The sequence below is a fragment of the Oleiphilus sp. HI0043 genome (assembly GCF_001634935.1).
In genome coordinates this window covers 1-679 of record NZ_LWEY01000574.1, presented here as the reverse complement: position 1 = coordinate 679, position 679 = coordinate 1, and the positions used below count along the sequence as shown (strand labels likewise).

1 pseudogene is annotated in these 679 nt (G+C 44.8%); it reads left to right on the top strand.

Features of this window, described 5'->3' with window-relative positions:
- Positions 1–561, top strand: a pseudogene (ispH, locus tag A3729_RS07165) (4-hydroxy-3-methylbut-2-enyl diphosphate reductase); the annotation flags it as partial.
- Between the last annotated feature and the right edge of the window lie 118 nt (positions 562–679).

Below are 679 nucleotides of genomic sequence, written 5' to 3'. Positions count from 1 at the left end.
ATGGGGCAGTATGACTCTTCTTCAGGTGGCAAAATTTATTTAGTGGAAGATGAACAGGATGTGGAAAGCTTAGTTGTAGAAAAGCCGGATGCTTTGGCTTATGTCACGCAAACAACGCTATCTGTCGATGATGCCGCGAAAGTGATTGATGCCTTGCGTAGAAAGTTCCCCAATATTCAGGGGCCGCGTAAAGATGATATTTGCTATGCCACTCAAAACCGGCAGGATGCTGTAAAGGGCTTGGCAGACTCAACTGACTTGATGCTGGTTGTTGGTTCACCTAACAGTTCAAACTCTAATCGCTTACGTGAGCTGGCTGAACGTATGGGAACGCCTGCTTATTTGATTGATGATCACTCACAGATTCAACCGGAATGGTTGCAGTCGGCAAACGCAATTTCCGTTACGGCTGGTGCGTCTGCACCCGAAGTTCTCGTGCAGAAAGTTGTCGATCGTTTGGTAGAGTTGGGGGCTAAAGAAGTTGAAGAGGCTGANGGCCGTGAAGAAAATATCGTTTTCAGCATGCCGAAAGCTCTAAGAATACCCGCAGAAAATATTTAGAGTTTATTATTTGCTAGCCAGAATCGAATTGGTTAGCATATAAGTCAAGCGCAAAGGATAAGCGCTTTCTCACAATTAACCAGCGATCAAAGGATATGATGCTGATGTTAAAGACTTC